The organism is Ferrimonas balearica (assembly GCF_019802085.1).
In the GTDB taxonomy this organism is placed as follows: domain Bacteria; phylum Pseudomonadota; class Gammaproteobacteria; order Enterobacterales; family Shewanellaceae; genus Ferrimonas; species Ferrimonas balearica_B.
This window is the reverse complement of the sequence record NZ_JAHVHV010000001.1, coordinates 524,693-547,610: the sequence shown is the minus strand read 5'-3', so window position 1 is coordinate 547,610 and position 22,918 is coordinate 524,693. Positions and strand designations below refer to the sequence as shown.

The window sequence follows — 22,918 nt, the reverse complement described above, 5'->3', positions numbered from 1 at the left end:
CCCGCGCCCCCTCCGACGTGTTTTACACTGCTTTACCCTGCTTGACGTCGCCTTTAGCCCCGCAGCACCGAGGGGCGCAAGATCACCTCCTGCGGGCCGCCTTCCCCCACCCAGCTCAGGGTGATGGGCGGGCGCGCCTCGTCGGGGTGATCCTCCCGCACCGCCAGCTCCACCGACTCGAATTGGGCCAGCGTCTCCAGGGGGAAGGTGTCCGCCAACACCCCAGGATCGAACCAGCGCTGATCCGCCGGCAGGGTCAGGGTGAGCTGCTCGATGGGATCGTGGCTCTGGTTCCAGATCTTGAGTCGCCGCCCGGAGGGGCCATCCAGGTAGCGGGCGCCCACCACCTCGTGGGAGGCGTGCAGTGTCGAAGGCGAGCTAAAGGGGGTAAACGACTGATCGCCGTTCTCGGAGACTGAGGGGGAATGCTCAGGGCCCTGACTGAGCTGTCGAACCTTCCATGTCGCGTACAGCGCCAACCCCAGGGACAGAAACAGCACGACATCGCGCCAATCCATGATGGTATTCCTAATGCGGCGACCATGGCGGCCACCGGGTATGCGGAGATCCCGCGGTTTACGACGCTTGTCCCTAAGTCGTCAGGCTAAGCCAACCATCTCATAACGCTGTGTTTTTGAACAGTCGGTTTTTCCTGCTCCAGGCCCGGGCCAAGATTGCCAGGCCGTTTTGATGCCCAGGCGGATTGAACTCACCCAAGGCTTGCCCTGCCCGCCCCGGATGGACACACTGGGAACACCGACCGGAGGAGCCTATGAATCACCACCACATCAATTACCTGGAGCTGCCCGCCCAGGATATCGACGCCGTGAAAACCTTCTTCAGTGCCGTCTTTGACTGGCAGTTTACCGACTACGGCCCGGACTACGTGGCCTTCAGCCACTCGGGTCTGGCGGGGGGCTTCTTCCGGGCCCCGCTGGCCTCGCGCTCCGAACAGGGGGCGGCGCTGCCGGTGCTCTACAGCCGGGATCTGGAGGCCACCGAGGGCGCGGTGAAGGAGGCCGGCGGCACCCTGCACAAGGCGATCTTCGCCTTCCCCGGGGGCCGGCGTTTCCACTTTCTGGACCCGGCGGGCAACGAGTGGGCGGTGTGGAGCGATAAGGACTGAGCATCGCGTGGGGCTTGGCCTGCGCGCGCGTTCCATTACAATGCGGCCACCCCAACCCTTAACGGTCATCCCATGCCTTACCAGTGGATCCTGTTCGACGCCGACGAAACCCTGTTCCATTTCGATGCCCTGGCCGGGCTTAAGCGAATGTTCGCCGGCCACGGCGTCGATTTCGACGACGACCACTACCGCGCCTACCAGGCCCTGAACCTGCCCCTGTGGCAAGCCTATAACGCCGGTGAGATTGACGCCGCCACATTGCAGCAGAGTCGATTTGAAGGCTGGGCGGAGCGGCTCGGCACCACCGGCGCCCAGCTCAACTCCGACTTTTTGCAGGCGATGGCGGCGATCTGCGCGCCCCTGCCCGGGGTTCGGGAGCTGATTGACGCCCTCCACGGCAAGGCCCGCCTGGGGATCATCACCAACGGCTTTACCGAGCTTCAGCAGGTGCGACTGGAGCGCACCGGACTGGCCGAGGCGTTCGAGCTGGTGGTGATATCCGAAGAGGTGGGCAGCGCCAAGCCCCACAGAGACATCTTCGACCACGCATTGACGCGGATGGGGCGGCCGGACGCCGATTCGGTGTTGATGGTGGGGGACAACCTGCACACCGACATCCTCGGTGGCCTCAATGCCGGGCTGGACACCTGCTGGTACAACCCCTCGGGCCAGCCCGGTGAGGCGGCGATCCGCCCCCACCTGGAGGTGCAACACCACGATCAGCTGCGCCAGCGCCTGGGCTAAGCCCGGCGCATCAGTTGTGGAACAAGGTGGTGGTGGTCACCGGCAGGATCACCGTCACCAGCATCACCGCATCGATGGCGTCCTTAAGCGCCTGGGCACTGTCGCTGCTCTCCAACAGCGCGGTCACCCTGGCCTGATGCGCCTTGGCATCGGGCAGAACTCGCACCAGCAGATCGGCCGCGGCGCACAGGGCAATCAACACCCGCAGGCGCTCGGAGGGGGTGGCATCGGCATTGGTGACCGCCTCAAGGATCCCCTGGCGCAGCGCCCGCTCCGGAGCCGGGTCCCGCTCCGGATAGCGCTGGCGGTTGAACACCCAAAGCACCGTCTCATCCACCCGGCTGAGCACGCCCCGGTCCACCAGGGACTGGGCGGCGCGGTGGGAGAGACGCGGCAGGTCCGCCAGTTGACTGACCCCCTGCTGCAAACTCATGGGCCCCCGCTCCTGCCAGCGCAGCCAGGCTTCCCGCAGCAGCGGCTCCATGGGGCCACTGCCTTGCGCCACCCGTGCCCGGCCACCGGCCAGCACCAGATGGCCATCGAGCAGCAGCTCCGCCATCAATGCCGCCGCCAGGGCCTGCTCGGCAAACAGACCCTGCGAGGTGCCCTTCTCATCGTCCAGCGCCAACAGGGTCAGCGACTGGTACAGCGTGAATTCCATTTCCGCTTCCACAACTTAAACTCCTTCTAAGAGTGGCTCTCCCTACCCTACCAGCCTCCATCTGGCTAAGCCATTGATATAGAACTGTAACATTGCTAGCTTGGGCACATATCTCCGGCCCGCTGCAGGCGGGCTCCTGCTCAAACGGAGGCCAGGATGGCACCGTTATCTCTCCCGACTCCCCAGCGCAGCGCTGTGCCGTTTCCCCGCCGATTCTGGCGGCTGTTTCTGGTCGTGGCGGCCCTGCTGCTCAGCACCAGCGTCCAGGCTCAGGGTTGCGTGGTGCTGCTGCACGGATTGGCCAAGAGCGACCGGGACATGACCAAGCTGGCCAAGGCCCTTGAGGACGCGGGGTATCACCCGGTAAACCAGGATTACGCGTCGCGCAGTGCCCCCATCGAGGTGCTTTCCGCCCAGGTGATCGACCCGGCCCTGACTCGCTGCGGCGACCATCGGCCGGTGCACTTTGTTACCCACTCCATGGGCGGGATCCTGGTCCGTCACTACCTGGGCGAGCGCCCCCTGTCGGGGCTGGGTCGGGTGGTGATGCTGGGCCCTCCCAACCAGGGCAGCGAAGCGGTGGATGCCTACCGGAACCTGCCCGGGTTCGATCTGGTGGGTGGCACAGCCGGTGGACAGTTGGGCACCGACGCACAAAGCCTGCCCCTCCAGTTGGGGGCGGCCAACTTCGAGGTGGGGATCATCGCCGGCAGCCGCAGCGTCAATCTGATCCTCTCGACACTGCTGCCGGGCCAGGACGACGGCAAGGTGTCCGTGCAGAGCACCGAACTGGCGGGCATGCGTGATCACCTGATCCTGCCCGTCACCCACCCCTTTATGATGCGAAACAACGAGGTGATCGCCCAGGTGCTGCATTTCCTGGCGTATGGGCAGTTCAAACGCGACCAGCAGGGCAGCGCGCCATGACGGCAGTAAAGCGGTATGTCAGCCAGGGCCACTCGTTGCTCCATTGGGCCGTGGAGGTCGAAGTGCTCTGCCGACGATGCGGTCGGGCCGGCGTGGTGAGGGGCAACCCCAGCTGGCGTCAGTGGCACGCCACCTTTCTGTGCCAGGGCTGTGGCCATCGGTTGGAGACCGGAAAAATCCCTTGGCAAGGGCCGGTATTGGCCACAGGGCGGCGCCCCTGCGGTTTCTGTGGTCACCAGTGGGTGCACGCCGAACAGCGTTTCGAAACCGTTTGGCAGGTCCAAAGCGAGACGGCGCAGGTACCTTGCCCAAACTGCCAGAAGCCCAATTCGGTGGATTTGAGCTTTTCCCGCGACAATCGTGAGGACAGTGCCAACGACCCCTATTTCGGCCTGGAACTGGCGCTGAAACAAGACACCCGACTGGGCACCTTGTGGGCCTTTAATGCCGAGCACATTCACCAGTTGAAGCGCTATACCGCAGCACAACTTCGGGAAGGCAGTGGCACGAAATGGTCCTACTTCACCCGGCTGCCCAGTTGGATAAAGAGTGCGAAGCATCGTGAGCAGGTGCTCAAAGCCCTGAGCAAACTCGAGGCGCGCGCGCTGACCCGGAAATGGTCACCAAATCAGTAATAGAAAGCGGTTATGTCGAACGAATCTGGATTCAGGGAATGAAATTTATGTTGAATTTTATTGTTAGAATAATGAGGGGAACTCACTACATTTATCAGAAAAATTGGGGCAGTAGCGCCATTTACATGACTCATTTTCAGATTGGTCTTCTTTTCTCACTATTTTCATTTCCTGTTGCTGTTTACATTGGGCACATTCTAATTGGAGAGATAATGGTAGTTGCGTCCATTTGTGCTCTTTCGGGAATTTTTATCCCCTCCTTAATTTATAGGACTTATGGTGGCGAGAGTAATGTTCTCACTGATGTCGCCGTTGGAGATGAAAAGGAAATTAAAAAGGATAGAATCTTAGCGGAAGTCTCTTTTTGGCTCACAATGATTGTTTTCTATCTGGTAATTACAAATTGGCTATTTGTCGATTAACCACTCTACGGACGCATCAGACTGTTGGCCTGGCCATCACCTATAAATCGAAAGGTACTGACACTCATGTTCAATAATATGAATCTTCTGAGTACGCTCGCCTTACCATTATTTCTGTCGCTATCCTGTTATTCAGAAGCAGCCACTGTACATTACTTGCCTTTGCCTTCTGGTGGCGAGTATCGCCCAACAATCTCCATCAAGGATAATGGTTCAGTGTATTATGGGAGCGATGTTGGCTATCAACTTTTAGATTGTTCCTCAAGAGAATACCTCTGTTTTCGACATAATGATTTCGTCTTCTCCTTTCCTAATGACGATGTAACCATCAATCAAGAGTGGCAGATAGACGACATCCGTTTTAAAGTCCTATCCAAAGAGCCATTGTTGGTGTTAGGAGTGAGCGAAGAGGTATATGTGATCTCTGATGATGAAGGCAATCACTTCTACTATTCAATTGATGGTGGGCTCCTGGGCTTTCGGTTTCAATCGGTTATTTACTTTTCCGAAGGCGAGTTTGGGTACGCTTTTTAGTTGTTGAGCCTCCAGACAGGTCAGAATTCAGTCCCTCATAGCCCTAGCAAACCGGCACGGGTTTAAGCAGCGTGCCCGGACAGAGCGCCTCTCCTTCCTGATACAAAAGAGGTTCTTCGCGTAATTCGACGCAAAAGAGCCAAAGAGATCCATACTTAACCCATGGAAAAACCTCAGTAAAACCTGTCTGGTGGCACAGACGGGGCATTCAGAAGGCAAAGACATGGCAGATCCCAGAGAGGTAAGAACCGTTGCGGATGCCAAGCGCATCGTCAGCGAGCGCAACCTGACCCACGTTAAGGTCGGGCTTTTCGACAACGACGGTGTGATGCGTGGCAAATACATGAGTCGCGATAAGTTCTTCTCATCGCTGGACCACGGCTTCGCCTTTTGCGATGTGGTGCTGGGCTGGGACTGCGGCGATGAGCTCTATCAAGACCCCGGCGTGGCCTTTACCGGCTGGCACAGCGGCTATCCGGATACCCCCGTCCGTGTCGTACCCCAGAGTTGCCGGGAGGTGCCCTTTGAGCCCGGAATGCTGTTGTTTATCTGTGAGTTCGATGGCGATGCCGCGGCCCTGTGCCCCCGCAGACTGCTCAGCCGGGTGCTGGACAAGGCGGACGCCATGGGCTTTGATGCCCGGGCCGCTTTTGAGTACGAGTTCTTCCTGTTCGATGAAACCCCCCACTCGGTGCGAGAAAAGCACTATCGCGATCTCAAGCCCCTGACCCCGGGCATGTTCGGTTACTCGATGATCCGAAACTCGGTGCACAGCGAGCTGCACCAGAGCCTCATCGCCCTGGGTGAGCAGATGGACTTCCCCATCGAAGGGCTGCACACCGAAACCGGCCCCGGTGTGCTGGAAGCGGCACTGGCGGTGGATGGCGCCGCCGCCGCGGCAGATAAGGCCGCGCTGTTCAAAACCTTCACCAAGGTGTGGGCGGAGCGTCAGGGCCTGATGGCCACCTTTATGGCCAAATGGTCCAACAAACTGCCGGGCCAATCCGGCCACATCCACCTCTCCTTGCGCGATAAGGCCAGCGGTCAATCCGCGTTTTACGACCCCACCCAGACGATGAACATGAGCGCCACCCAGCGTCACTTTATCGCCGGCCAACAGCGCCTGCTGCCGGAGTTTCTGGCCCTGTACGCGCAAACCATCAACTCCTACGCCCGCATGGTCCCGGGCTTCTGGGCCCCCACCGACGCCACCTGGGGCTGCGAGAACCGCACCACCGCATTGCGGGTGATCCCCGGCGTGGATAAATCCCAGCGGGTTGAGTTCCGCCTTGGCTCCGCGGACGCCAATCCCTACATCGCCCTCGCCGCCGCCCTGGGCGCCGGTCTGTACGGCATCGAGCACGCCCTCGAGCCGGAGGAGATGGTGGTTGGCAACGCCTATGACCAATCACACCCTCCCCACTTGCGCTTGCCCCGCAGCCTCTCCCGGGCCGCGGCGGCACTGCGTCAGTCCGAGGCGGCCCGAGACCTGTTTGGCGCCGACTTCGTGGCGCACTACGCGGAATCACGGGACTGGGAGGAGCGGGAGTTTCGCAAGCACGTCACCGACTGGGAGCTGAGACGCTACTTCGAGATCATCTAGGGCAAGGAGCCCGAGGGGAAAAAGACCACGTCATGACCTGCATACAACGCACCTACAGCCCCATTGATGGCCGCCTCTACGTCGAGCGCGAGTTGGCGGGCCCGTCGCAGATAAGCGCGGCCCTCACCGCCGCTGCGCAGGCCCAACAAGCCTGGAAAGCCACCCCTTTGGCCGACCGCCAGGCCATTGGCCGCAAGGCGGTAGAGGCCTTTGTGGCCCACAAGGAGGCCATCGCCTCGGAGCTGTGCTGGCAGATGGGGCGGCCCATCCGGTACGCCGGTTCCGAGGTCGACGGCTTCGCGGAGCGGGCGCGATACATGATTGAGGTGGCCCCTCAGGCCCTGGCCCCCCTGACACTGCCCGACAAGCCCCATTTTCGCCGCCGCATCCAGCGTGAGCCTTTGGGCGTAGTCCTGGTGATCGCCCCATGGAACTACCCTTACCTGACCGCGATTAATGCCGTGATGCCGGCCATCATGGCGGGCAATGCGGTGATCTTGAAGCACTCGGCCCAGACCCCCCTGTGCGCCGAGCGCATGGTGGCGGCCTTTAGCGCCGCGGGCTTGCCCGAAGGGGTGTTCCAGTACCTGCACCTGAGCCACGCCGACACCGAAGCGCTGATCGCGACGCCCGGCATTCACCACGTTGCTTTTACCGGCTCGGTGCCCGGCGGCGCCATGGTGGAGCGCGCCGCCGCCGGTCGGTTCATCGGCGTGGGCCTGGAGCTGGGCGGCAAGGATCCGGCCTATGTCCGCGCCGACGCCAACCTGGCGCACGCCGTCGCCACCACCATGGACGGGGCCTTTTTCAACTCCGGTCAGTCCTGCTGCGGCATCGAACGCATCTACGTGCACGCCTCCCTCTATGACGCCTTTGTCGACCAGGCGGTGGCGCTGGTCAAACAATACCGCCTGGGGCGTCCCGACGACCCCATCACAACCCTGGGGCCGGTGGTGAAAACCGCCGCTGCGGAGTTTGTCCGGGGCCAGGTGGCGGAGGCGCTGTCCCAAGGCGCGACGGCCCACCTGGACCCGGCGGATTTTCCCATGGACCAGCCCGGCACCCCCTACCTGGCCCCCCAGGTGCTGACCGGCGTCAATCACAGCATGCGCGTCATGACCGAGGAGTCCTTTGGGCCTGTGGTGGGGATCCAGAAGGTCGCCGATGACGATGAAGCCCTGGCGCTGATGAACGACAGTGCGTTTGGCCTCACGGCGGCGATCTTCACCCGGGACATCGCCGCCGGAGAGGCGCTGGGCCAGCGGGTGGAGACCGGCACCCTCTTTATCAACCGCTGCGACTACCTGGATCCGGCCCTGGCCTGGACCGGGGTGAAACACTCCGGGCGCGGCTGCAGCCTCTCGCAACTGGGGTACGAAGCCCTGACGCGTCCAAAGTCTTTCCACATCAAAACGGAGTTGGAGTGACCGACATGGCGACTTTGCAAGCCAACTGGAACTACCCCAATGCCATTCGCACCGGGGCGGGTCGCTTGGTGGAGCTGCCTCAGCTGTGTGAGGAGGCGGGGATCAAAGCCCCCTTGCTCGTCACCGATCCGGGCCTGGTGACACAGCCCATGGTGGCCGACGCCCGCTCCCTCTGCGAGGATCACGGCCTGAGTTGCGGCCTGTTCAGCCAGGTGCAGTCCAATCCCACCGGCGAGAACATCGACGCGGGAGTGGCCGCCTATCGGGATGGGGCCCATGACGGCGTGATCGCCCTTGGCGGAGGGTCCGCGCTGGATGCCGGCAAAGCCATCGCCTTGATGGTGGGGCAATCTCGCCCCCTGTGGGATTTTGAAGACCGGGGGGACAACTGGACCCGGGTGAACACCGCCGGCATCGCCCCGGTGATCGCCATCCCCACCACCGCCGGCACCGGCTCGGAGGTGGGCCGCGCCTCGGTGATCACCCACGCCGGACAGCGGGTGAAGAAGATCATCTTCCACCCCTTGATGCTGCCTCGCTTCGTGCTGCTGGATCCGGAGTTGACGGTCAGCCTGCCCGCCCACATCACCGCCGCCACCGGGATGGACGCCCTCTCCCACTGCCTGGAGGCCTTCTGCGCCCCGAGCTACCACCCGATGGCCGACGGGATTGCCCTCGAAGGGATCCGCCTGGTTCATGACCACCTCGAACGGGCCTTCACCAACGGGCAGGATCTGGAAGCCCGCGCCCAGATGCAGGTGGCCTCCACCATGGGGGCCACCGCCTTTCAAAAAGGGCTGGGGGGCATGCACGCGCTGGCCCACTCTTTAGGCGCGATCTATGGCGCCCATCACGGCCTGCTCAACGCCATCTTGATGCCCTACATCCTCAAGGCCAACCGAACGGCGGTTGAGCCTCGCATCGAGCAACTGGCCCGTTATCTGGGCCTGCCGAAGGCCAACTTCGAGGGGTTTATGGATTGGATACTGAGCCTCAGGACACGGCTGGGGATCCCCCACCGTCTGACGGAGATTGGCATCGACGAGGAAAAGGCGGCGCTGGTGGGCCAGATGGCCGCGCAAGACCCCTCGGCCGAGGGCAACCCCGTTGCCCTGGGGGCCGAGCAGTACAGCGCGCTCTTCGTTCAGGCGGTGCGCGGCACCCTGTAAGGCCCCCCCTGGTGAAGCGTGGGCTCAGGCATGGGCCCCTTTCAGCCGCTCCCCCAAGCCGCTGGCCCGCAGGGTACGCTGACCGATGGCCGTATCCAGCAGCGCCGGTCGGGGGGCCACCAGGGTAAACCAGCGCCGGGCCCGGGTGATGCCGGTGTAGACCAGCTCCCGGGTCAGCACCGGGTTGGGCTCGGCGGGCAGCAGCATCACGGTGTGAGCAAACTCACTGCCCTGGGACTTGTGCACCGTCATGGCATAGACGGTGTCCACCTCGGTCAGACGCGACGGCAACACCCGTTTCAGGGTGCCATCGGGCATGGGGAACACCACCCGCAACACCAGCTCCCCCGCCTCCGAGGCGAACGGCAGGGTGATGCCGATGTCGCCGTTCATCAGCCCCAGGCTGTAATCGTTGCGCATCATCATCACCGGCCGTCCGGCGTACCAGGGCTGGCCGGCGTCGATCAGACCCGCCCCGGCCAAGATCTGGCTGACCCGCTCGTTCAGTCCACTGACCCCCCACTCCCCTTCGCGCAGCGCGCACAGTAGTTGAAACTCGCCAAAGGCGTTCAGCACCGAGCGGGCCCAGGCCTCCCCCTCCGGCCCGGCCCCTTGAGTGTCCAGCCCGGCGCTCAGGGCCTCCAGGTAGTGACGGTAGCCCCGTGGGGCGCCCGCCAGGCCTGGCGCCTGTCCCTCCAGCACCAGGGCTTTGAGGGTGGCGTCCTGCACCGTGGCGGGGTTGAGCTGGGTGATGTCACCAAAGCGCGGCCAGATCCCCTTCGCCTTCCCGGCCGCGCCGCCGTTGACCGCCCGGGCCAGGGTGCCGATGCCGGAGTCCGCGCCGAAGCGGTGGCTCTTACGCAGCATCACGATCTGCTGCTCGATGGCACTGCCCGGGCCCTGGTAGGCCTCGAGATCGTAGCCTGTGGCCCGGAACAGGAAACCCCGGGTGTCCGCCTGGTAGCGAGGCTCAGCGGCATGGCGGCACAGATCCCCCAGCACCGCCCCGGCCTCCACCGAGGCCAGCTGGTCCTTGTCCCCCAGCAGGATGAGGCGCGCCTTGGGGGGCAGCGCCGACAGCAGGGCCGCCATCATCTCCAGGTCCACCATGGAGGCCTCGTCCACCACCAGCATGTCCAGGTGCAGCGGGTTGTCGGCGTTGTGGCGGAAGAAGCGGGAGTCCGGTCGGGCCCCCAGCAACCGGTGCAGGGTGGTCACCTCGGTGGGGATCACCTTGGCCACCTCGGCGGCCACCCCATCCACGGTACCGGCGGCGATGGCCCCCAGGGTGGCGGCCAGGGATTCGGACAGCCGGGCCGCGGCCTTGCCCGTCGGGGCCGCCAGGCGGATGCGCAGACCGGCGGGCTCCTCCCCTGCGGCGCGCTGCTCATCCTGTTTGAGCCCCTGCAGCAGGGCCAGCAGACGCACCACCGTGGTGGTTTTGCCGGTGCCCGGGCCGCCGGAGATCACCGCCAATCCACTGCGGGCGGCCAGGGCCGCGGCGATGCTCTGCCAGTGGGGCTCGCTGCCACCGCGCTCCGCCTCATCTTTCAGCGGGTCGAAGAGCACCGCCAGACGCGCCGCCAGGTCGTCCGGCAGCGGAAAGCTCAGGCCCTGGCGGGCCATCAAGGCCCGGGCCACCTCGGACTCGAAGCGGTGGAAGCGGCGCAGGTAGAGCCGGTGGCCCTCCAGCACCAGGGGGGCGGTGCCCGCCTCACTGACATCCACCACTGCCGAAGCGGCCAGCGCCTCGCGCCACGCCGGCAGCGTCAGGCCGGCCAGCCAGTCCCCGGGGCGCTCCTGGGCCCGGCGGCCGCCGGGGGGCAGCGCCAGCAGGGTTTCCGGGTCGGCCAGCAGCGCTTCGAGATCGAGGCAGATGTGGCCCCGGCCCAGCTGGTGGCTGGTGAGCACCGCCGCCAACAACACCTCCGGGGCCGTGTCCGGCACCTGCTGGGCCAGCCAGCGGGCCAGGGTGAGGTCCAGCGCCCGCAGCCAGCCCTGCTCCACATAGGGTTCCAGCGCCGTCCATAAAGAGGCGTGAGGGGTTGGGGCGTCAATCATGGCTCAGGGCCTCCACGGTGGTGCCCCGGAAGCGGGCGTCCAGTTGTTCAATCAGTTGTCGCCCCACAGGGACGGTGACCACCCCATGGCCCGGATGGGCGGCACTGATGCCGCGCAGAAACAGGTAGAGGCCGCCGCCGATGTGCTGGTCGAAGTCGTAGTTCGGCAGGCGAGCCTTGAGCAGCCGGTGCAGGGCCAGGGTGTAGAGCACCGCCTGCAGGTCATAGCGGTGTGCCAGCATGGCATCCCGCATCGCCGCCGGGGTGTAGGCCCGCTCGTCGGCGCCCAGGTAGTTGGACTTGTAGTCCGCCACGTAGAAGCGACCGCTGTGACGGAAGGTCAAATCGATAAAGCCCTTGAGCATGCCGTTGACCTGGGCCGGTTTCAGTTGGGGCCGCGGCTCACCGGGCCAGACCGCCTCCCGCACCAGGCGGTCCAGTTCGCCCACCTCCAGTTGATTGGCGGCGATCCAAAACTCCATCTCCGCCTGCACCTGGTCCAGCCCTTCCAGGCTGACCCGCCCGGTGGGCAGGTCCAGGGGTTGGGCCAGCGCCTCCTGGAACCAGCTGAGCAGCACCTCTGTGTGCTCCTGGTAGCCGTGGCGGGCGCAGCGGGTGTCGATCTCCTGGGCCAGAAGTTGGCTGTCGATGCCGGCAAAGCCCGGCCCCTGGGCCGCTCGGCCCTGCTCCGCCGCCCATTCGAACAGGTCGTGGAGGAAGGTGCCGGGGTTGGCCCCCTTGGGGAAGACGTGGATGCTGCCCTCAGCGGGCGTCAAATCCACCGGCTCGTCGGTCTCCTCCTGCACCTCCATCAGCCGCTCCGGCAATCCTGACAGGCTGTGGTCGGCGCTCATGCCCGAGAGCAGCGCCGAGTAGGAGGCGATCCACCAGGGCGGCTGCGGGGTGCGACGATAGAGCGGTGGGGCGACCAGCGCGGCCTCCTGCGCCGAGGCCACCAGCAGAGCGTCGGTGACCGGCGGCAAGGGCGACAGGGTAATCCCCGGCTGCTGGGCCAGGGCCGCCAGGACCGCCTTGGCGCTGGCGCCATCCAGCGGTGCCCCGGCGCCGAGCAGACATCCGAGGGCGCCGCGGTGCAGGTCGCTGACGCCCCGTTTGCCGCGCCGGCTCAACTTGACCGGGGCCAGGCCCAGGTAGCAGCCGTGGCGGGGACGGGTCAGGGCCACGTAGAGCAGACGCAGGTCCTCCTCCAGGCGCTCACGATCGGCGGCGGCCCGGGCGTCGTCGTCCGCCTCGAAGGTCAGGGCTTTTTGACCATCGGCCCCGCGGTAGAAGAGCACCCCGGCGCGATCCGAGGCCTCCTTGTAACCGGCGATAAAGGGCAGGAACACCAGCGGGTACTCCAGCCCTTTGGATTTGTGGATGGTGATCACCTTCACCAGCGCCGCATCGGACTCCAAACGCAACACCTGCTCGTCCCCCAGCTGACTCTGCTCGCGCTGCTCCGCCAGGAAGCGGATCAGGGCCAGTTCGCCATCCAGCTGGGCCGAGGCGCTTTGCAGCAGCTCCGCCAGGTGCAGCAGGTTGGTCAGCCGACGTTCGCCGTAGCGGGGATCCGACAGCGCCCGCCGGGCCACCCCGTAGTGGGCCAGCAGGCGGCGGATCATCGGCAGCACCCCCTGGCGCTGCCAGGCCAGTTTGAGCTCACGAAACTGCGCCAGCTCCTGCTCCCAGGCCAGCTCGTCGTGGTTGAAGGCATCCAGGGCGGGCCAGCTGAAGCCCAGCACCGCGGTGGCCAGCGCCGCCTTGATGCTGCGCTCCGACGGTTGGGCCACCGCCTGCAAAATGCGCTGCAGCGCTTCGGCCTCCTCAGAGGCGAACACCGAATCCTTATCGGAGAGGTAGACCGAGCGCACGCCCCGAGCGGCCAGCGCATCGCGCACCGCCCCCGCCTCGCGAAAATCCCGCACCAGGATGGCGATGTCCGCCGCGGCCAGGGGCTCACGCTGCCCATCCCGCTCGAAGCCGACGGACCCGGTGGCGGCGCCGCTCAACAGCCGGGTGATCTCCTCGGCACAGGCCTGGGCCTGACGCGCCAGGTAGGTGCCCTTGCTGATCGCCTCCTCGCCCTCTTCGTCGTCCCACCAGAGGGTCATCGCCGGCAGCGGCGCCTCGCCGTCCATCAGCACCTCCCGACGGCCGTTGGCGGCCACCGGCAGGAAGGGGATGGACTCTCCGTGCAGGAAGGGGCCATCAGCGTGCTGCTCCCCCAGGGCGAACACGGCGTTGGCCGCGTCCACCATCGCCTGGGTGGAGCGGTAGTTGGTGTCCAGGGTGTAGTGGCGCCCTTCGGTGTCGGTGCGGGCTTTGAGGTAGGTGTGGATGTCGGCACCGCGAAAGCCGTAGATCGCCTGTTTCGGGTCACCGATCATCAGCAGGGCGGTGTCCGGCTGGGCCAGGTAGAGCCGCTGGAACAGCTTGTACTGCACCGGATCCGTATCCTGGAACTCGTCAATCAGCGCCACCGGGAACTGGTGGCGGATGGCCCCGGCCAGCTTATCGCTGCCCCCCTGATGCTCCCGCTCCAGCGCGGCACCGAGGTCGGTGATGAGATCGTCAAAATCCAGCTGGGCCCGACGCCGCTTCTCCTCGGCCACCCGGGCCGCCACCCAGTGAGCGCAGTGGCGCAGCAGCGCCGCCTTGACCAGGTTGCCTGCCAATTGCCGGGCCAGGTTCTCCAGCGCCGCCAGCACCGGCGAGTCGGCCACGGTGCTCGGCTGCTTCTTGCCCGCGGTGGAGAGGGCGTCGGCGAAGGTGCCGGTGGTGTAGCGGGCCATCACCTTGCCGGCGTTATCCAGGGGCAGCTCGGCGTCGCTTTCCAGCCAGGCGGTCAGGTTCTCCAGCTGCCCGGCTTTGATCATGTTGCCCTTCACCCACTTGTTGGCGACCGCCTCGTTGAACTGCTCGACAAAGGTGGGCCACTCGATGCGACAGCGGGACTTGGTCTCGGCCACCGCCTGGGCCCGCTCATTGAGTAGGGTAAAGGGATCGGTCGGGGCAGGCTCGCTGCCCAGGGGGCCCAGCAGGGGGCTCACCGCCTGTTCCAGCGCCTGTGGGCTGGCGTAGAGGCCAGTGATCGCCGCCAGCACCGGACGGGGCTGGGGGTAGAGGAAACGGCGCCAATAGTCGCGCACCGCCTCCTCCTTCAAGGGGCTGGTGTCCGCCTCCATCTCCTGGCTGAACAAGCTGCCGGAGTCGAAAGCGTGCTCCCGCAACATCCGCTGGCACCAGCCGTGGATGGTGTGCACCGCCGCCAGATCCATCAGCTGGGCGGCCTGATCCAGCATCAGGGCGCAGTGGGCGTGTTGCTCCACGGGAAAGTCCGCCATCAACGAGCTCAGGTAGGGATCCGGCGCCAGCTGGCCGCGGAAGCAGGCCGCCCCTTCCACCAGTCGGGCGCGGATCCGGTCCTTCAGCTCCTCGGTGGCGGCCTTGGTGAAGGTCACCACCAGGATCTGCTCCGGCGTCAGTGGTCCGCGGTGGGCGTTGTCGCCGCCGTGGCCCAGTACCAGGCGCAGGTAGAGGGCGGCGATGGTGTAGGTCTTGCCGGTGCCGGCGCTGGCTTCAATCAGCCGCGTGCCGTGGAGCGGGAAGGACAGGGGCGTCAGCTTATGCGCCATGAGTCACCTCCTCCATCTCCCGCAGCGGCTGGTAGAGCGACTGGGCCAGGGCCATAAAGGGCTCGGCGGGCAGCTCGGCAAACCCGGGAAACTGACGGCGCAGGTAGGGACTGCGGTCGCGATCGCCGCTAAAAGCAAAGCCCCCCTCGTAGGCCTCGGCGGCCTTCTCCAGCGCCACCGCCTCGTTGTCCTCGGCTTTGTCGTTCTCGGCCAGGAAGGCCAGGGCCGCCCGGGGGGCCACCGGTTGCGGTGAGGTCATGGCGTTCAGGTGGTGCTCCATCAACTGAGTGAGGGTTCGGCTGGCGTCGGTAGCGGGCAGCGGCGCCAGGCAGAAGGCGGTGTCCGAGCCCACCAGGTAACTGGTCAGGGTCAGCCCCTGGGCGCAGCCGGCCAGGTGGCCCAGGTAGAGATCCAGCGCGTGCATGGGGTTTTTCAGCTGGCCCCTCTGGCCGATGGCCTGGGGCAGCACCCGCAAACGAAAATGGGCCCCCTGGTGGGCGTACAGGCCGCCAAGCCAATCCTCCAGCTCCAGCGCGCCGTGCTTGTGGTAGCACTCCTGGTCCTCCGCCTCCTGCCAGGCGCCCGCCAGGGTCTGGGCCCGCTCGAAGGCCGCCAGGGTGGGTTCGGCCAGGTGATCCGTGGCCATCTCGGCGAAGGCCCCCAGGGGCAGAAGCCCTCGTCCGCCCAGGCGGCCGATGCGTTCGGTCAGGGCCTGGGCGCGCTGGGCCGGCTCGGCGTCGCGGCTTTGGCGCAACACCGCCATCAGCTCGTCCCGAATTTGGTAACTGGTGAGACCATCCAGGGCGAAGGGTTCGAGATCCTCCGCCGCCTCGGTCTCCTCCGCAAACCAGACGCCAAGCCGGCGGGTCATCAGCAGTTTGATTGGGTCGCGCAGCAGCGCGGCGAGGTCCGCCAGGGCGATGGGCGCCTGGGGCTGCCAGGGGGCCAGGGGCGGCGTCTCAGTCTCCGCTTCGCCCTGGTGGGCATCAAACCACTCCCGGGCGTAGGTGTGCAGGCCGGACCCGGCGGTACCGGCAAAGTAGGCCGGGCTGAAGGGCTGCAGCGGGTGGACGGTGGTGAGTTGGGCCAGCAGATCCCCCTCCTCCGCCAGCTGGTAGCCAGCCTTGAGATGATCCTGAAGCTGACCCAGCAGCACCGAGGGGGTGCGCTCGGCGTTGTCCCGGGCGTTGCGACCGACGTAACTGAAATAGATCTGCTCCCGGGCCGCCATCAGGGCCTCCAGGAACAGGTAGCGGTCGTCCTCCCGGCGGGAGCGATCCCCGGGACGATACTGGTTGGGGATCCGTTGGCCCTGCCCGTCAATAAGGCCGCCGGCGGCCAGCAGGTCAAAGTCCATGGCGGGGCGACTGCGGGGGTAATCCTCGTCGTTGAGCCCCAGCAGGCACACCTGCTTAAAGGGGATGGCCCGCATCGGCATCAGGGTACAGAAGTTGATTTTGCCCGCCAGGAAGCGCTGGGATACCCCCTCCTCACCAAAGGGCGCCAGGCAGATCTCCCGCACCACGGTGATGGGCAGCGCCTCGACGATGCCGCCCAGCTCGCAGGCGTCCAGCCACTGGGCCAGCGCCTCCTCCAGGCGAGCCAGGATGACGGTTTCCTCCTCGTCCTGGGGGCGGAACAGCGCCTCGGTCAGGGTGCGCAGATGACTGGCCCACTGCTGGGGCGTGTGCGTCTCGGCGAGCACCCGCCAGAACCCTTCGAGGCGCTCCAGCAACCGGGCCAGGCCCCCCACCAGGGCCGCATCCAGGCCGCCGATCTCCTCGAACGGCTCGATGCCGGCCCAGGCCTCCCCCTGCCCCACGGCGTAGCCCAGCAGCATCCGCTTCAGGCCAAAGGCCCAGGTGTTCTGCTCCAGTCCTTCCGGCAAGTCCAGGCTGGCCCGCTGGGTGGCGTCCAAACCCCAGCGCACGCCGGCCTCCTCCACCCAGCGCTGCAGCAGCGGCAGATGGCGCTCCTCGATACCGAACCGGGCTCTCAAGGCGGGGACGGCCAGAAGATCCAGCAGTTCAGAGACGGTAAAGCGGGCTTCGCTCAGTCCCAATAGCCGCTCCAGCGCCAGCACCAGCACCTGGTGACCCCGCTGGGGCCGGTCGGCGATGGTAAAGGGGAGGTGTCGGGCATCGTCCCGCTCCAACTGGCCGAACACCGCTTCGATGTGGGGGGCGTACTGACTGACGTCCGGCATCATCACGATGACGTCCGTGGGGGTGAGGGTCGGGTCATCGGCGAAGCGCTTGAGCAGGTGATCCTGCAGCACCTCCACCTCCCGCTGACGGCTGTGGGCCAGGATGAAGCGCACCGAGTCGTCCTCCGGCGCCACCGGCAACGGCGGGTTGGGCGCGGGCTCCAGCTGGAACACCCCGGCCTGCAGTTGATGCAGCAAGCGGCCGTCGCTGGCCTCCAGCGGATCTTCAAACAAGTCAATGCTGGTGAAGGCCCCTTGGTACGCCTCAGGCTGGTCGTAGCCGTAGAGCAGGCCGATGTAGTCCCGGCCCTGCTTGCCCCAAGCCGCCAGCAGCGGGTTGACCTCGGCGTGCTGCGCTGCCGGGTCCAGCTCCGAGGCCAGGCCCGGTTTGCGCTGATGCCGGGCGCGGGCCATCTGGGCCCGCAGCAGATCCTTTTGCTCGATGATGTCGCCCCAGAAGTGCTGACAGGGGTTCTGCACGCACAGCAGGATTTGGCTGTGCTCGCCCAGCGCCGCCAGCACCTCGATCATCTGGGCCGGCAGGGTGGAGATCCCGAACACTACAATGCGTCGGGGCAGGCCCGTCGGTAGCGGGCCCTGGCGCAGTTTGGCCACCACCTGATCGTGCAGGGTGGCCCGGCTGGTGTGGCGTTCTACCTCGCTCATGTCGGCCAGGATGGCGCGCCATAGGGCGCCCTGCCAAAGCTGGTCCGCCGGCAGCGGGCTCTCCTGCCCGGCGCCGCTGATCACCACATCCCGGCCCTGGCCCCAGGCCGCCAGCCAGTCGGCACGGTAGACCTGGTATTGATCGAACAGATCCGCCAGCTGTTCGGCCAGCTGGTCGCGCTTGCGCGGGTCCGGATCCGTCTCCAGGAAGCGCTTAAGGGGGGCGAACTCGCTGCGGTGCACCAGGTTCGGCAGCAGGCGCAGCAAACGCCAGCGCAGCAGCGGCTTATCGAAGGGGGAATCCTTGGGCACCGCATCGGGACCCAGCACGGTACGGTAGAGCTGCCAGACGAAGCGCGACGGCAACGCCATCTGCAGCGCCGCGGCGATGCCGATGCCGTCATCGGCGGCCAGGGCCAGCTTGAGCCACTGGGCCATGCCGTTGGACTGCACCAAGAACACCTCGTTCTCCAGCGGTGCCAGCGGGTGGGATTTGACCCACTGGACCACCAGATCCCGCAGGGTTTCCATTCGGTTGCCGTGGATCATCATCAGCCCCGGCGTGAGGGGCGTGGCGGGCTGCTCGGGCGTGGTGGTGGGCATGGGCTCGTCGGGTCGATTCGCAAAAACCCCATAATACCCAGAGGGATGGGCCGATGACCACGGCCTTGGGTCGACCTGACCAGTCGACAAACAACGACACCGGCCAAGCGACAGACAAAAAAACGCCCGCTCAAGGTGAGCGGGCTGAAAGCAGCGAGTCCGAGGAGGTGACCCGTACCGAGATTGAACCAGGGAGAATGGGCACCGGGCCCGAATTCGCGAGGCAGGATAGTGCTCTTGTGTGACAGAAAAATAACGGGCTGCGCAGTTTTGCGCCGCCCCTTGTAGTTGGCCTGCGCTTTGGGCAAGGTAGGCCTACAGAAAACGGACAGGGAGTTCGCGATGCCTGCGCTGGTTATCATTGATATGCAACAGGATTTTGTTTCACCGGATGGGGCCGCCTGCGTTGCCCAGGCACTGCCCAGCGTGCCCGCCATCGCCGCGGCGCTGCAGCACGCCCGGGCCCGGGACTGGCCGGTGATCCACGTTATCCGTCAGCACGCCGCCGACGGTAGCGACTCCGAGCCCTTTCGCCGCGAACAGCCGGTGTGCGTGGCCGACAGCTGGGGCGCCGAGGTGGTGCCGGAGCTGGTGCCCCTGCCCGGCGAGCACCAGGTGGTGAAGACCCGCTTCAGCGCCTTCTACCAGACCCGCTTGGATGAGGTGCTCAATAGCCTGAACTGGCCGGAGCTGGTGATCTGCGGCACCCAGCTGCCCAACTGCCTGCGGGGCACCGTCCATGACGGCGTCAACCGGGACTTGCACATGAGCCTGCTGGTGGAGGGGTGCTCTGCCCAGACTCCGGCGGTGGCCGAAGCCAACTTCACCGACATGGCCAATTTCGGCGTTCGCCTGCTCAGCCTGGCGGACCTGCTGAACGGCGATCAGGTACACTGAATCTAAGGCCCTAATCGGGAGAGACCATGGAAAAGTGGGAACTGTGGCTGCTGATCGCCCTGGTGATTGGCGTGATCCTGAGTAACCTGCTGGTGCTCAAGCAAACCGCCAATATGAAGCTGCCCCCCTTTATCGGCAAAAAGGGCAAGCTGAAGAAGTCCGACAGCGAATCGGACAAAGAGTCCGACTACGACAAGGACGACTGGGGCAAAAAGGATTGGAAAAAAGACGACTGGGATAAGGACGACTGGTAAGGCTTTCGTCTCTGGGAGTCCGTGTCCACTCAGACGCTAACCTGGCCCACCCCTCTCCTGTCGGCTCCACCTCCGGCACACCAACTGGACGCCCTCCCCCACTCCTTTTTGGCCAACGACAATGACCAATGCCGGTGACCAGCTCAGCCCTCAGAACACGCCTCCCAATTCTCGGCTTATCAAACGACTATCCTAATCGTGATTGCCTGAAGCTTTTGCTCGTCGCCAGGTCGCTCCATGGCACAGGCAATCAGTGGGTGATTTCCTTCCCTGCATTGAGGACAAGGCAATGGCGAGAGAGGCGAGGTGTTTGTGTGGTGCGCTGAGTATCACCGTTCAGGGCGAGCCAAAGCTGGTGCTGGCCTGCAACTGCCGCAACTGCCAGCGGCGAACCGGTTCAGTCTTCGGGGTTGGCGCCTACTTTGGCCTGGATGACGTGGTGGAGCGCAAAGGGACGCCAAGGCAATACCGGATAGAGGGCGACAGTGGCCAAAGCGTCGTCTCTCACTTCTGCCCCAACTGCGGCTCAACCCTGTTCGTTGAAACCCAGATGTTCCAAGGCATGCTCGGCATCCCGGTGGGCGGGTTTAACGAGCCGGACTTCCCAGAGCCCACCCTGTCGGTCTGGAATCGCTCCAAGTACCACTGGGTGGAGTTTCCGGCGCACTGGCACAGGATGGCGACGCAAACGCCCGAGTCCGGTTGAGCCCCCCACTGAGCGCCTGAACTTCCCATGGCCGCATCGAAATTGCGGCCTTAACCCCTTGTTTTCAGCCCAAGTCATATACTTGAGAGATCCTCTCGGCGAACAATTGGGGCGATGACATGCGCATTCGAACCTGGAAGACGGTGTTCGTGGCCATATTCAGCGCGATGGCGCTCATCTACGCGCTTCAGAATGTGGCCAACCTCCATGGCGGCATGTACGCCTCCTTTGTCTACGTGCTCGGACAAGCGGATCACCTTGCCTATCCCAACTCCATCTTTCCGGCCATCACCGCGCCTTGGCTAATATGGACCGTCCTGCTGACGGTGCTGCTGTTGGAGTTTGTCTGCGCCGGGCTTACCGGCTGGGGGGCCTGGCGCATGTGGCGCGCCCGACGGGATTCCAGTGACGAGTTTCACGCCGCCAGTGCAGCGGCCCTCAACGGACTGGGCGTCGCCGTACTGGTTTGGATGCTGCTGTTTGGCACCCTGGGCGGCGCCCTGTTTCAGATGTGGCAGACCCAAATCGGAGGCGGCTCCTTTAACGGCGCCTTTCAACTGACGGTGTACGCTCTGCTGCTGTTCGGTTTGGTCAGCCTTAAGGACGGCGACTGACGTCGAAACACCGCTCGCCTGCGAGCCCTCTAGCGCCGTTGCCCCTGCACTGCGCCGAAGGCTTTGTGGCTCGGCCGGCCGCCCCACAGCGCCCATTCAAATGACGTATCAAAACGATGCAAATCCGCTGCGGACGAAAGCAAAACCGTGGTGTCTCATCGGGCCCAGCAGAAAATTGAACTCAACCAGAACCCAATCCCAATCGTCCCTGAACGAGCTGGGAACGTCGGCGAAACCACAGGCAATGGTACAGAAACGATTCAGTCATCAACTCCTAGGATGAACCCGTAACCAATTGATACCCAGGAGATGATAATGAAAAAGACCACTACTGCCCTGCTGCTGTCCAGTCTGCTCGCCGCCCCTGCCATGGCCAACAACATCGACTACTTCGTCGGTTTCGGCCTGGGTTACCAGGAGGACACCATCAAAGGTGACGTCCGCAAAGACAGCGACGATCTCAGCTACGAGGCCCGGGTGGGCGCCATCTTCAATGACAACCACCGCCTGATGGGCACCTACAGCTACAAAGAGGACAAGTTTGACCGGGACGACAGCCGCTACAAGCACGAGCAGCACCTGTTCCTGGCCTCCTACGACTACCTGATGCCGCTGACGGCTGACGGCCGCCTCCAGGCCTTTGCCGGCCTCTCCATGGGCGGTGTGGGCAACAAACTGCAGGGCAAGAACAGCAACGACTTCACCTGGGGTGGCCAGGCTGGCATGCAGTACCGCCTGACCAACAACTGGAGCGCCGAGCTGCGCTACCAGTATCTGGACATGGACTACGACAAACAGGGCCTGACCGTCGAAGACAGCCAGAACGTGACTTTCGCCATCGACTACCGCTTCTAAGGGGTTGAAGGCTGAAAAAAGGGCGCCAGCGGGCGCCTTTTTTACCGTTTCAGATCCGCCGCTCGTTGGCCGACTGGTTAAAAAGAGACCGCATAGCACTGAAATATTACAATTTAATGAATTGTGAAGCCTGACTTTGGTGGCCCTAGCGGATCTTTGTTACAGTGTCATTGCAAAGCACAAAAAGAGAGACTCTTTATTGATTGAATTTCGGGAGGCCCGCTATGACCACACTGCATCGCGTTAAGATGATCACCAAGGTGAGCAAAGCATCCACACGCTCCAACTTCTCACCCAACTGTACGCCCGAGGCGGATCCCCTGCACGATACCCACTGCATGCACGAACAGGGTCGCACCCATCGCCTGTGCAAGCTGCTGAACGTTCGCTACGACAAGCAGAGTCTGATCCACTCCCACAAATAGCGTCCCCCGGACAAAACAACGCCCCGCCAATGCGGGGCGTTTTCGTTGCGGGCTCTTATTGAACCTGCTGGTCCTGACACTGCACCGTGGCGGTCTTGGGTGACCACAGCAGGCCCAGGTAGGGGATCACCGCACCGGGCAGGCCATTGATGAAGGTGGTCTCGGTTTTCACCGTCTCCCAGCCGTTGTCACCGCAGTTGCGGTCCAGGTCCACCGGGTTGCTCACCTCCACCAGAGACAGCGCCATGTTGTGGTGCCACTGGGCGTGGCTCTGGGCCTTGTTGGAGGCCACCGGCTGCTCCTGGTCGAAATGGATGGTGTGGCAGCCGGCCAGCAAAGATGCGGCGGCCAGGGTCATCATCAAGCGCTTCATACCCCCTCCTCCTGGTTCAAAACGGTGTCCTCACACCAGACTTTCACCGAATGAGGGGCGTAGATCCCCAGGGTGACGACACCAAGCACACCATCGAGGAAGGTTTGCTGGCTCTGCATCTGGGCCACGGTACGCTCGCCGCACACCTCGGTGACGTTGACCCGCTCTTCGCCGGCTAGTCCCCAGAGGAAGAAGTGGCGGGAGTCCTGATAGCTGGGCACCTGGTTGACGGTGACCGTCGGATCCGGCTTGATGGTGACGGTGGAGCAGGCGCTGAGGCCCAGCAACACAATCACCGCTAAGATAGACTGACGCATAGTTAAATTCCTTTTAAACATAACGACTTAACAACAAGTCAGCGTTCAAACTACCC

The 22,918-nt window shown here is 64.4% G+C and carries 22 protein-coding genes; 15 read left to right on the top strand and 7 right to left on the bottom strand.

The window, feature by feature from the left end; genetic code table 11:
* Nucleotides 1-53: 53 nt before the first annotated feature.
* Entirely contained in the window at nucleotides 54-518 is a 465-nt protein-coding gene (locus KUV81_RS02540) for a hypothetical protein (RefSeq protein WP_222542272.1), read from the bottom strand.
* A gap of 254 nt (nucleotides 519-772) precedes the next feature.
* Between KUV81_RS02540 and KUV81_RS02535 the strand changes: the two genes are divergently transcribed.
* Both KUV81_RS02535 and yjjG read left to right on the top strand, forming a co-directional pair.
* The gene (locus KUV81_RS02535; protein ID WP_222542271.1) at nucleotides 773-1,126 is read left to right on the top strand and encodes a VOC family protein; all 354 of its coding nucleotides are present in this window, start codon (nucleotides 773-775) and stop codon (nucleotides 1,124-1,126) included.
* 72 nt (nucleotides 1,127-1,198) lie between these two features.
* A complete protein-coding gene (gene yjjG / locus KUV81_RS02530) occupies nucleotides 1,199-1,870 on the top strand; it encodes a pyrimidine 5'-nucleotidase (RefSeq protein WP_222542270.1) in 672 nt (223 codons plus the stop codon).
* A gap of 10 nt (nucleotides 1,871-1,880) precedes the next feature.
* On the opposite strand, the gene KUV81_RS02525 is transcribed toward yjjG, so the two are convergent.
* Nucleotides 1,881-2,531 (bottom strand): GOLPH3/VPS74 family protein, encoded by a 651-nt coding sequence (locus KUV81_RS02525; protein WP_222542269.1) that lies wholly within the window; start codon nucleotides 2,529-2,531, stop codon nucleotides 1,881-1,883.
* Nucleotides 2,532-2,687: 156 nt separating this feature from the next.
* Between KUV81_RS02525 and KUV81_RS02520 the strand changes: the two genes are divergently transcribed.
* The 7 genes from KUV81_RS02520 to KUV81_RS02490 all read left to right on the top strand — a co-directional run bounded on the left by KUV81_RS02520 (nucleotide 2,688) and on the right by KUV81_RS02490 (nucleotide 9,248).
* Nucleotides 2,688-3,458 (top strand): alpha/beta hydrolase, encoded by a 771-nt coding sequence (locus tag KUV81_RS02520; protein ID WP_315900034.1) that lies wholly within the window; start codon nucleotides 2,688-2,690, stop codon nucleotides 3,456-3,458.
* Nucleotides 3,455-4,093, top strand: a complete 639-nt coding sequence (locus KUV81_RS02515; protein ID WP_222542268.1) for a hypothetical protein — start codon at nucleotides 3,455-3,457, stop codon at nucleotides 4,091-4,093. Before KUV81_RS02520 ends, KUV81_RS02515 begins: the two co-directional genes overlap by 4 nt.
* 38 nt (nucleotides 4,094-4,131) lie before the next feature.
* On the top strand, nucleotides 4,132-4,515 hold the full coding sequence (locus KUV81_RS02510) for a hypothetical protein (RefSeq protein WP_222542267.1): 384 nt from the start codon (nucleotides 4,132-4,134) through the stop codon (nucleotides 4,513-4,515).
* Nucleotides 4,516-4,581: 66 nt separating this feature from the next.
* Nucleotides 4,582-5,049, top strand: a complete 468-nt coding sequence (locus tag KUV81_RS02505; protein WP_222542266.1) for a hypothetical protein — start codon at nucleotides 4,582-4,584, stop codon at nucleotides 5,047-5,049.
* Nucleotides 5,050-5,272: 223 nt separating this feature from the next.
* A complete protein-coding gene (locus KUV81_RS02500) occupies nucleotides 5,273-6,652 on the top strand; it encodes a glutamine synthetase family protein (RefSeq protein WP_222542265.1) in 1,380 nt (459 codons plus the stop codon).
* 32 nt (nucleotides 6,653-6,684) lie between these two features.
* The gene (locus KUV81_RS02495; protein ID WP_222542264.1) at nucleotides 6,685-8,079 is read left to right on the top strand and encodes an aldehyde dehydrogenase family protein; all 1,395 of its coding nucleotides are present in this window, start codon (nucleotides 6,685-6,687) and stop codon (nucleotides 8,077-8,079) included.
* 5 nt (nucleotides 8,080-8,084) lie between these two features.
* Entirely contained in the window at nucleotides 8,085-9,248 is a 1,164-nt protein-coding gene (locus tag KUV81_RS02490; protein ID WP_222542263.1) for an iron-containing alcohol dehydrogenase, read from the top strand.
* Nucleotides 9,249-9,272: 24 nt separating this feature from the next.
* On the opposite strand, the gene recD is transcribed toward KUV81_RS02490, so the two are convergent.
* Genes recD through recC form a run of 3 tightly spaced genes read right to left on the bottom strand, consistent with a single transcriptional unit; the run spans nucleotide 9,273 to nucleotide 18,421 of the window.
* Complete coding sequence (recD, locus tag KUV81_RS02485; RefSeq protein ID WP_222542262.1) at nucleotides 9,273-11,309, bottom strand: exodeoxyribonuclease V subunit alpha; 2,037 nt, start codon at nucleotides 11,307-11,309, stop codon at nucleotides 9,273-9,275.
* Complete coding sequence (gene recB, locus KUV81_RS02480) at nucleotides 11,302-14,946, bottom strand: exodeoxyribonuclease V subunit beta (protein ID WP_222542261.1); 3,645 nt, start codon at nucleotides 14,944-14,946, stop codon at nucleotides 11,302-11,304. Before recB ends, recD begins: the two co-directional genes overlap by 8 nt.
* The gene (gene recC, locus KUV81_RS02475; protein ID WP_222542260.1) at nucleotides 14,936-18,421 is read right to left on the bottom strand and encodes an exodeoxyribonuclease V subunit gamma; all 3,486 of its coding nucleotides are present in this window, start codon (nucleotides 18,419-18,421) and stop codon (nucleotides 14,936-14,938) included. Before recC ends, recB begins: the two co-directional genes overlap by 11 nt.
* Nucleotides 18,422-18,763: 342 nt before the next feature.
* Between recC and KUV81_RS02470 the strand changes: the two genes are divergently transcribed.
* The 6 genes from KUV81_RS02470 (at nucleotide 18,764) to KUV81_RS02445 (ending at nucleotide 22,172) form a co-directional block, all read left to right on the top strand.
* Nucleotides 18,764-19,318, top strand: coding sequence for a cysteine hydrolase family protein (locus tag KUV81_RS02470; RefSeq protein ID WP_222542259.1), 555 nt, complete (start codon nucleotides 18,764-18,766; stop codon nucleotides 19,316-19,318).
* 26 nt (nucleotides 19,319-19,344) lie between these two features.
* Nucleotides 19,345-19,572, top strand: a complete 228-nt coding sequence (locus KUV81_RS02465; protein ID WP_222542258.1) for a DUF2897 family protein — start codon at nucleotides 19,345-19,347, stop codon at nucleotides 19,570-19,572.
* 310 nt (nucleotides 19,573-19,882) lie between these two features.
* Nucleotides 19,883-20,278, top strand: coding sequence for a GFA family protein (locus KUV81_RS02460; protein WP_222542257.1), 396 nt, complete (start codon nucleotides 19,883-19,885; stop codon nucleotides 20,276-20,278).
* Between the two features lie 119 nt (nucleotides 20,279-20,397).
* Entirely contained in the window at nucleotides 20,398-20,892 is a 495-nt protein-coding gene (locus tag KUV81_RS02455) for a DUF2165 family protein (RefSeq protein WP_222542256.1), read from the top strand.
* A 315-nt stretch (nucleotides 20,893-21,207) separates the two neighbouring features.
* Nucleotides 21,208-21,747, top strand: a complete 540-nt coding sequence (locus KUV81_RS02450; RefSeq protein WP_222542255.1) for an outer membrane beta-barrel protein — start codon at nucleotides 21,208-21,210, stop codon at nucleotides 21,745-21,747.
* 224 nt (nucleotides 21,748-21,971) lie between these two features.
* Entirely contained in the window at nucleotides 21,972-22,172 is a 201-nt protein-coding gene (locus KUV81_RS02445) for a hypothetical protein (RefSeq protein WP_222542254.1), read from the top strand.
* Nucleotides 22,173-22,227: 55 nt separating this feature from the next.
* On the opposite strand, the gene KUV81_RS02440 is transcribed toward KUV81_RS02445, so the two are convergent.
* Nucleotides 22,228-22,545: a Bor family protein gene (locus KUV81_RS02440; protein ID WP_222542253.1), complete on the bottom strand. Its 318-nt coding sequence runs from the start codon at nucleotides 22,543-22,545 to the stop codon at nucleotides 22,228-22,230.
* Nucleotides 22,542-22,862, bottom strand: a complete 321-nt coding sequence (locus KUV81_RS02435; RefSeq protein ID WP_222542252.1) for a Bor family protein — start codon at nucleotides 22,860-22,862, stop codon at nucleotides 22,542-22,544. Before KUV81_RS02435 ends, KUV81_RS02440 begins: the two co-directional genes overlap by 4 nt.
* Nucleotides 22,863-22,918 lie beyond the last annotated feature (56 nt).

Coding starts and splice junctions, on each gene's coding strand:
- KUV81_RS02540 (WP_222542272.1), bottom strand. CDS start 518: ATGGATTGGCGCGATGTCGTGCTGTTTCTGTCCCTGGGGTTGGCGCTG.
- KUV81_RS02535 (WP_222542271.1), top strand. CDS start 773: ATGAATCACCACCACATCAATTACCTGGAGCTGCCCGCCCAGGATATC.
- yjjG (WP_222542270.1), top strand. CDS start 1,199: ATGCCTTACCAGTGGATCCTGTTCGACGCCGACGAAACCCTGTTCCAT.
- KUV81_RS02525 (WP_222542269.1), bottom strand. CDS start 2,531: ATGGAATTCACGCTGTACCAGTCGCTGACCCTGTTGGCGCTGGACGAT.
- KUV81_RS02520 (WP_315900034.1), top strand. CDS start 2,688: ATGGCACCGTTATCTCTCCCGACTCCCCAGCGCAGCGCTGTGCCGTTT.
- KUV81_RS02515 (WP_222542268.1), top strand. CDS start 3,455: ATGACGGCAGTAAAGCGGTATGTCAGCCAGGGCCACTCGTTGCTCCAT.
- KUV81_RS02510 (WP_222542267.1), top strand. CDS start 4,132: ATGAAATTTATGTTGAATTTTATTGTTAGAATAATGAGGGGAACTCAC.
- KUV81_RS02505 (WP_222542266.1), top strand. CDS start 4,582: ATGTTCAATAATATGAATCTTCTGAGTACGCTCGCCTTACCATTATTT.
- KUV81_RS02500 (WP_222542265.1), top strand. CDS start 5,273: ATGGCAGATCCCAGAGAGGTAAGAACCGTTGCGGATGCCAAGCGCATC.
- KUV81_RS02495 (WP_222542264.1), top strand. CDS start 6,685: ATGACCTGCATACAACGCACCTACAGCCCCATTGATGGCCGCCTCTAC.
- KUV81_RS02490 (WP_222542263.1), top strand. CDS start 8,085: ATGGCGACTTTGCAAGCCAACTGGAACTACCCCAATGCCATTCGCACC.
- recD (WP_222542262.1), bottom strand. CDS start 11,309: ATGATTGACGCCCCAACCCCTCACGCCTCTTTATGGACGGCGCTGGAA.
- recB (WP_222542261.1), bottom strand. CDS start 14,946: ATGGCGCATAAGCTGACGCCCCTGTCCTTCCCGCTCCACGGCACGCGG.
- recC (WP_222542260.1), bottom strand. CDS start 18,421: ATGCCCACCACCACGCCCGAGCAGCCCGCCACGCCCCTCACGCCGGGG.
- KUV81_RS02470 (WP_222542259.1), top strand. CDS start 18,764: ATGCCTGCGCTGGTTATCATTGATATGCAACAGGATTTTGTTTCACCG.
- KUV81_RS02465 (WP_222542258.1), top strand. CDS start 19,345: ATGGAAAAGTGGGAACTGTGGCTGCTGATCGCCCTGGTGATTGGCGTG.
- KUV81_RS02455 (WP_222542256.1), top strand. CDS start 20,398: ATGCGCATTCGAACCTGGAAGACGGTGTTCGTGGCCATATTCAGCGCG.
- KUV81_RS02450 (WP_222542255.1), top strand. CDS start 21,208: ATGAAAAAGACCACTACTGCCCTGCTGCTGTCCAGTCTGCTCGCCGCC.
- KUV81_RS02445 (WP_222542254.1), top strand. CDS start 21,972: ATGACCACACTGCATCGCGTTAAGATGATCACCAAGGTGAGCAAAGCA.
- KUV81_RS02440 (WP_222542253.1), bottom strand. CDS start 22,545: ATGAAGCGCTTGATGATGACCCTGGCCGCCGCATCTTTGCTGGCCGGC.
- KUV81_RS02435 (WP_222542252.1), bottom strand. CDS start 22,862: ATGCGTCAGTCTATCTTAGCGGTGATTGTGTTGCTGGGCCTCAGCGCC.